This is a genomic window from Pseudomaricurvus sp. ABR4_320, from assembly GCF_056159445.1.
On record NZ_JBSWVF010000015.1, the window covers coordinates 103,208 to 111,164 of the forward strand.

4 protein-coding genes are annotated in these 7,957 nt (G+C 53.1%); 2 read left to right on the forward strand and 2 right to left on the reverse strand.

Going from position 1 to position 7,957, the window contains the following annotated elements; all coding sequences use genetic code 11:
• Nucleotides 1–31: 31 nt before the first annotated feature.
• A complete protein-coding gene (glnE, locus tag ACXAFR_RS22160) occupies nucleotides 32–2,977 on the reverse strand; it encodes a bifunctional [glutamate--ammonia ligase]-adenylyl-L-tyrosine phosphorylase/[glutamate--ammonia-ligase] adenylyltransferase (RefSeq protein ID WP_475181077.1) in 2,946 nt (981 codons plus the stop codon).
• Between the two features lie 160 nt (nucleotides 2,978–3,137).
• Nucleotides 3,138–4,910: a type IV pilus assembly ATPase TfpB gene (tfpB, locus tag ACXAFR_RS22165; RefSeq protein WP_475181079.1), complete on the reverse strand. Its 1,773-nt coding sequence runs from the start codon at nucleotides 4,908–4,910 to the stop codon at nucleotides 3,138–3,140.
• A gap of 215 nt (nucleotides 4,911–5,125) precedes the next feature.
• Between tfpB and argE the strand changes: the two genes are divergently transcribed.
• Together argE and argA are read left to right on the forward strand one after the other, a co-directional pair.
• Complete coding sequence (gene argE / locus ACXAFR_RS22170) at nucleotides 5,126–6,274, forward strand: acetylornithine deacetylase (protein ID WP_475181082.1); 1,149 nt, start codon at nucleotides 5,126–5,128, stop codon at nucleotides 6,272–6,274.
• Between the two features lie 74 nt (nucleotides 6,275–6,348).
• Nucleotides 6,349–7,677, forward strand: a complete 1,329-nt coding sequence (gene argA, locus ACXAFR_RS22175) for an amino-acid N-acetyltransferase (protein ID WP_475181084.1) — start codon at nucleotides 6,349–6,351, stop codon at nucleotides 7,675–7,677.
• The last annotated feature ends 280 nt before the right edge of the window (nucleotides 7,678–7,957 follow it).

The window sequence follows — 7,957 nt, forward strand, 5'->3', positions numbered from 1 at the left end:
GCCGCAACGATTGTCGACGTAAACCTCTGAATCAAGTACCGGGCGAGCTCGAACCATGCTCACCAAAGAGCGCTCGCCATACATCCAGAACTGCCGCCCGCTCTGCAGAAAAAGTGTCTGCACTGACAACAGCGGGGGAGTTTTGCAACGTCAGCAAATGACCTGCGGAACGAAAAGTGATGTAGGCTTCTCGCAACTGATTCACCTGCTCGGAACTCAAGTAACCTGTCGACTGCAGGGACTCGAGTATTCGAACATTATCTGTCCACGCCACCAACCCCGGGGTCTGCTCGGCCCAGGCCAGCACAGCAAATTGCACGATAAATTCAATATCGACGATTCCACCAGCATCCTGCTTTAAATGAAACTGTTGACTGGCACTGCCACCACTACCTAAGTGACGGCGCATTTTTTCCCGCATGTTAATGACTTCACCCTGCAACGCAGCCCGATCCCTTGGCAGCATTAAAATCGTTTTCCGCAGCTCGGCAAAAGCCGTTTGCAGTGTGACATCACCGGCGATTGCCCTGGCCCGAGTCAGCGCCTGGTGCTCCCAGACCCAGGCACTTTCCCGCTGATATTTTTCGAAAGCTGATAGAGATGACACCAATAGACCAGACTGCCCAGAGGGTCGCAGTCGCATATCCACCTCGTAAAGCCGGCCAGAAAATGTCTGGGTGTTGAGAATATGAACAAGCTTTTGACCAAGACGGGTAAAATAGGTGCGATTGTCGAGTGCGCGATTGCCGTCGCTCATCGCCTGAGCATCTGCCTCATAAATAAATACTAGATCTAAATCGGAACCATGACCCAACTCGATTCCCCCCAGCTTACCGTAACCGACGACGATGAATTTGGGCTCCTCACCACCTGGCCCCAAGCCTGGTTCGCCGTGCCGCTGACGCATTTGCGCTCGCGCTAATTCTAATGCCTGCTCTAAAATCACCTCGGCAAGCCAGGTCAGGTAATCACTGACTTTCATTAAGGGCAGCACGCCGGTCACTTCACTCGCCGCCACACGAAGTGCGTGAGCTCGACGGAAATACCGCAGATTTTCCATCTGGGCTTCCACATCATCGGCAGGAATTCTCAGAGTTGCCTGCCGCAGCTCATCGCGCAAGCCGTCTTTGTCTGGCGGAGCAAAGAGTTCGCGAGGGTCCAACAGCTCATCCAACAGGGCTGGATGGCTGGCAAGCTGTTCACTGATCCAAACGCTAGCAGCACACAACTCTACGAGTCGGGACAATGCCTGACGGTTCTCTAACAACAGGACAAAATAGGCGCTGCGACGGGCGACGGCCTCTACCAACCCCAATATGCGCCGCAGCGTTTCGGCGCTTTCCTGCTGCTGAGCAAAGTGATCCATCAGAGCGCCCATAAAGGACACGAAAGACTTACGTGCAACGGCCTCCATGGAAACGATCGCACGATTTTTCAGCAACGCGTCCAGTTGTTCTCCCATCTCCTGGGGCTCGGCCAGTCCAAGCTCTTTGAGCAGACTGCGATCTACGCTCTGCTCGGGGCGTTGTTCTAGCGGAAACACTAAACTCCAGTCACTACCCTCTTCCGCTTCAGACGTATCCCTTGGAGCAATAACATCCAGAAAGCACTCGTGCACAAATTGTCGATGTATATCGAGCTGGGCAAGATAGGTTGTCCAATCGACGAATCCCATAATCCACGCTAATCTTGACTGCTCTTCCGGCTCCTCGGGCAAAGCCTGGGTCTGACGATCTTTGTAGCCCTGAATGGCATGCTCGCTATCGCGTAAAAATTTATAGGCTGTCGCAAGTTTATCGGCATCTCCAGCATCAAGATGCCCCTCTGCCTCCAGCAACGGCAATAACGTTAACACCGCTGGCTCACGCAAGCGTAGATCCCGCCCACCACGAATCAGCTGAAACACCTGGACGATAAATTCGATCTCACGAATCCCACCTGCGCCCAGTTTCACATCGTTGGCCAGTCGTCGACGCTTTACCTCGCGCTGAATCAGCTCCTTCATCGTACGCATCGACTCAAACGCACTGAAATCGAGATATCGCCGATACGTGAAAAGATGCAGCATATCCAGCAGTTTCTGAGCGGCCTCTGCGGCACCAGGCGCTTGCGAGTGAGCAATAACCCGAGCCTTGATCATGGCGTACCTTTCCCAGTCACGCCCCTGAGTATGGTAGTAATCTTCCATCGCATCGAAATTCAATACCATGGCACCACTTTGCCCATAGGGCCGCAAGCGCATATCGACACGAAACACAAAACCCTGGGGACTGGTGGCATCGAGACTGGCAATTACTTTCTGCGAAAGCTTGAGGAAAAACTCCTGATTGCTGACGGATTTACGGCCGCCTGACGTGTCACCCGCCTCGGGGTAGGAAAAGATAAGATCAATATCGGAAGAGACGTTGAGTTCATAACCTCCGAGCTTTCCCATACCCAACACGATAAACGGCTGGCGGATACCCGAGCGTCGTCCGATCGGCGTGCCAAATCGTGGCTCGAGCAGCCGTTGATGGAAGTCGATCGCCGCCTGAGTAACGATTTCCGCCAGATAAGTCATCTCTCTGGTCGTCTCCTGAGTCTCCGCCAGACGACAGAAGTCCCGCCATAGCACCCGCATCATAAAATCGCGCCGAAACTGCCGCAGGGCGAGATCAAATTTCTTAGGGTCATCCGCTGCAGGAACGAGCGCGGCATTCAATAAATCGGCAATATCGGTGCGTGTGAGTTGCCGTCCGTACCAACCGGTTTGTAACCAGCTTAGAAAACGATCGGGCCACTCAGCGGCATAGGCAGCAACATAGTCGCTACCGACCCAAACCCTCATCAACTGTTCTGTTCGATCCGGTGCTTCAACCGCCAACCAATCGACAAGTTGCTGTTGCTGATCCGGGGACGCGTTTTTCAGCCATCGCTCTTCCAAACGATCCAGTCGGGCATGTAATGACAGAGGAAGAGAATTTTTGGGTAATACCATAGGAATGACGATGCTCTCTGAGACGTTTGTAGGCTGGAACCTGCCATAAATCAGGTTCTGGAGGCCTGGATAAATTAACGACCTCGCATGCTCTTATAGTTCTTGCAGCCCGGTACTTTAACAAAGCGCCAGTTCCAGTCCTAGAGACCGTCTCGCCACGCTAGGGGTCTATGGGCGGTGGCGCGACGCGTAGAACCTCCTCCACCGACGTCAGCCCTTGAGCCACTTTCTGGGCGCCAGATAACCTCAAAGTGCGCATCCCTTCCCGCATCGCCGTACGACGCATTTCCAGCAGATCACAATCCGTCTGCACCAGTTTCTGCATCGCTTCTGACAGAGGCATGATTTCATAAAGACCTTGCCGCCCCAGATAGCCTGTGTTGCGACACTCAAGGCAACCAGCAGGTATCCAGAAATGCTTTGGCAAGGTCACTTTCCAGGGCGCCGTCAGTTCCCGCCAAACGGCAGCGTCTGCCGGAATCGATTGGCGGCAGTGTTGACAGAGCGTTCGCACCAGTCGTTGCGCCATGACACCGAGTACCGTTGAACGGATTAAATACGGCGGTATCCCCAGATCAAGCAGACGTGTTACCCCACTGACTGCGTCGTTTGTGTGTAGAGTGGAAATCACTAAGTGGCCCGTCAGCGCGGCTTGTATCGCCATTTGTGCTGTCTCGAGATCACGAATCTCGCCGACCATAATAATGTCCGGGTCTTGCCGTAACAGGGTCCTGACGCCAGCGGCGAAGTCCAGGCCGATGTTGGATTGAACTTGTGTTTGGTTGAAGGTTTCCTCCACCATTTCAATCGGATCTTCAATGGTGCTGACATTGACTTCACTGGTGGCGAGCTTTTTTAATGTGGAATAAAGCGTCGTCGTTTTACCGGAACCGGTCGGCCCGGTTACCAAGGTAATGCCATGGGGTTTTTCAATCATTCCCTGCCAGCGTTCATAGTCATCCCCAGTCAGACCCAGTTCGGTAAAACTGCGCAGCAACACATCTGGGTCAAAAATCCGTAGTACCAGCTTCTCACCAAACGCGGTTGGCAAGGTGGATAGACGCAGCTCGACCTCACCGTTATCCTGACGACGCGTTTTGATACGGCCATCCTGTGGCTTGCGTTTTTCTGCAACGTTCATTCTGCCAAGAATTTTTAGGCGACTGGTTACTGCATTACCAATGGCCGATGGCAGTTCGTAAACTTGATGTAACACACCATCGATTCGAAACCGCAAACGAGCCATTTCCCGGCGAGGTTCTATGTGAATATCGCTGGCACGCTGATCGAACGCATACTGCAGTAACCAATCGACAATATTGACAATGTGCTGGTCATTCGCCTCTGGATCCTTGATATTGCCCAGTTCCAGCAGCTGCTCAAAATTGGTCACTCCAGAAGGGCCAGACATTCCAGCGGCGCCGGATATCGAGTGCGACAGCGTGTAAAATTCCACCATGTAACGCTGTACATCCGATGGCAATGCCAATACTCGCTTAATTTGACGCTGTGCAACATGCTCCAGCTGAGGAACCCAATCGCTGATGTAAGGCTGCATGCAAGCCACCGTCGCCTCTTCCGCCGAGAGTCCTATACACAGAATTCCATGGCGCTTGGCAAAGGCGTAGGACATAACGTCTGTGACCTCAACCGCTTTGAGTTTCAAGGGATCGATGTGACTGAATGGGAGCCCTGAACGCTGAGATAGCCACTCGGTGAGGCGCATTTCCGTGAGCACCTGTCCGGGGTCAGATCGGTCCTCAAGGTTCTGGGTGGCGATATAGGTCAGGGGGTGCAGCGCGACTTGTTCGCGACTGCGACTCTGACCCGCGATGTAATTGGCGTCAGTTTGATTAAGTCGTTTATCCGCGACCAGATCATTTAACAAGTTTCTCAGATCAATGGTATGACCTTTGCCATTTGCCACCTGCACAACCACTCCTCACGGTGCTCTGTTCGATTTGTTGTCCATATAACGAACCGGACATTTATCAAGCATAGTTGCTGTGCTGAAGACTGCGCCTAAGAGCGAAAGCTGTTCGGACCAGAATGCGCAGCGGGTCTCATGTAACGATTTTGAAACACCCTAATGCGTTTCTTCGTACTTGTTGCTAGAGTGCTCACTTTCTGAGATTTTCGGATCTGTCTATGTCGCTGCCATCGCTCCAACAACAACTCAGCCAACTGGTCGCCAGCGCGTCCGTAAGCAGCCATTCTCCGGAATGGGATATGGGAAATCGCGATGTTATTAATCTACTGGCAGACTGGCTGGATACCCTTGGCTTCGCCATCGACATTCAGGACATTCCCGGGAGCGACGGGCGCAAAGCGAATCTGATCGCCACTTTGGGTTCGGGTACTGGCGGTCTGGTACTGGCCGGACACACGGACACCGTTCCCTACGATGACGTTCAGTGGCGCAGCGATCCTTTCAAATTACACGAGTCCGACAATCGCTGGTATGGACTCGGCGCCACAGACATGAAGGGGTTTTTCCCGGTCGCCATTGCGGCAGCCCAGAGCTTTCTCGATCAACCCCTGCAAAAACCTTTAACCATCATCGCCACCGCGGATGAAGAAAGCTCGATGAGTGGTGCCAGGGCTCTCTGTGAACTTGGCAAACCCATCGCCGATGTCGCCGTGATTGGTGAGCCCACGGAGCTCAGGCCCATCTACATGCACAAAGGCATTATGATGGAGGAGATTCATGTGGTCGGGCAATCGGGTCACTCTTCAGACCCTTCACTGGGCAACAGCGCCCTTGAAGCCATGCATCAAGTACTGGGGGAGCTGATAACCTACCGGAGATCTCTGCAGCAAGCCTACCAAAATCCAGGCTTTTTGATTCCGGGCCCGACACTGAATCTCGGCTGCATCCACGGCGGAGACAATCCAAACCGCATCTGCGGGCAGTGCCGACTGCAGATTGACTTGCGCCCTATTCCCGGCATGGATAACGATGAACTGAGATCGCAAATTGATCTGTTATTGCAACAGGTCGAGCAATCCAGCGGCTGTAAGATTGAACGCAAGACCCTCTTTGGTGGTGTGCCCGCCTTCGCAGAAGAAAAAAGCGCACCACTGGTCATGGCCGCTGAGCGCTATTCCGGAAACACGGCAGAAAGCGTCGCTTTCGCAACGGAAGCACCATTTCTACAAAGCCTGGGAATGTCGACCATTGTTATGGGACCCGGCTCAATCGACCAAGCCCATCAACCTAATGAATTCATTCCCGTGGAACAGATTGAGCCAGCGATCGACTGCCTGCGCGCCCTGATACGCGACTTCTGTTTATAATACAAACAAGCCCTGTGTCTATTCAGGACATGTAATCTACGCTCAACGACAGACATTTACCCCAGAGAAGTGCCGTGACTCAAGATAGCCACACTTATGTTAAGTGGTTCCGTCAATCCTCCCCCTACATCAATGCTCATAGAGGAAGAACCTTCGTGGTTATGCTGCCCGGTGCAGCTATTCAGGACCCCAATTTCAGCAATATCATTCATGACCTGGGCTTGTTGCACAGCCTGGGAGTCCGCCTGGTCGTCGTCCATGGCGTGCGGCCCCAGATTGACGCTCGATTGGGGGAGCGCCAACTCAGTGCTCGCTTCCACCACCAATGGCGAGTTACGGAACCCGATCATATCAACCTGATTGCCCAAGCTGTAGGTGAGGTTAGGTTCAGCATTGAAGCGGCCTTATCAACAGGCCTACCAAACTCACCATTGCACGGAGCCCATATCCGAGTTCTTGGTGGTAATTTCGTGACGGCTAAACCTATGGGTGTGATCGATGGTGTCGATTTGCAACACACCGGGCTGGTAAGGCGTATCGACCTGGATATGGTCAGGCAAGCCCTGTCGGCGAATGCCATCACCCTCCTATCACCCCTGGGCTATTCACCAACAGGGGAAATTTTTAATCTGAGCTTTGCCGAAGTGGCAACCCATGCAGCTATCCGCTTAAAAGCCGACAAGCTCATAGCCTATACGTCGGACACAGGCTTCGTTAACGACGACGGCGAACTGCTACGAGAACTGTCCGTTAGCGAATGCGCTAAACAGTTGCAACAGCTCGCTGAAATCAACGATCGCTCACAATCTCTTCAAGCTTGCTATGATGCCTGCATTAATGGCGTACCTCGCGCACAAATGGTGAGCTATCGAGAGGATGGCGCCCTCCTCCAAGAACTGTTTACTCGCGACGGTTCTGGCACATTAATCCACCGCGACAACTATGAAGTTGTACGTCAAGCGACCATCGACGACGTCGGAGGCCTGCTGGAATTACTGGAGCCTCTGGAACGCAGTGGCGCCCTGGTCAGACGCTCACGGGAATTATTGGAGGCGGAAATCGGTCGTTTCACCGTTATGGAAAAAGACGGCGCTATTATCGCCTGTGCAGCGCTTTACCCCTTCCCCGATAGCGAAACCGGCCGCATCCCTGCTGCAGAATTGGCCTGCGTTGCAACACATACGGATTATCGCAACGGCGGCCGTGCAGCTAGCGTTTTACAAGCCATTGAACGCCATGCAAAAAGCCTCGGTATTGAGCAGCTGTTTATCCTCACAACCCAAACGGCACACTGGTTTATTGAGCAGGGATTTACACCTTCTGAGCGCGACTGCCTGCCGTCAGAGAAAAAGCAGATCTATAACTTGCAGCGAAACTCCAAGGTTTTTATCAAACAGCTGTAACTGGCCACGGTCACCAGCTCCTTAACTGGTAAACGAAAGTTAGGGGCTGGCCGCTTGCCAGATGAAATCTGTTAAAATACCGCACGCGAATGCCCCTACAAGGCTTAGTTTGCCAGGCAATCTGCCTGACGCTTGCCGTAAGAGAATATGAATTATGCCTGTTTACCGTTCCAAAACATCGACTGCTGGTCGCAATATGGCCGGCGCCAGAGCGCTCTGGCGCGCTCCCCGCCTGCAAAATGACGAACTTCCTAAGCACCTCATTGCCATTGCCAAATCG

Coding starts and splice junctions, on each gene's coding strand:
- glnE (WP_475181077.1), bottom strand. CDS start 2,977: ATGGTATTACCCAAAAATTCTCTTCCTCTGTCATTACATGCCCGACTG.
- argE (WP_475181082.1), top strand. CDS start 5,126: ATGTCGCTGCCATCGCTCCAACAACAACTCAGCCAACTGGTCGCCAGC.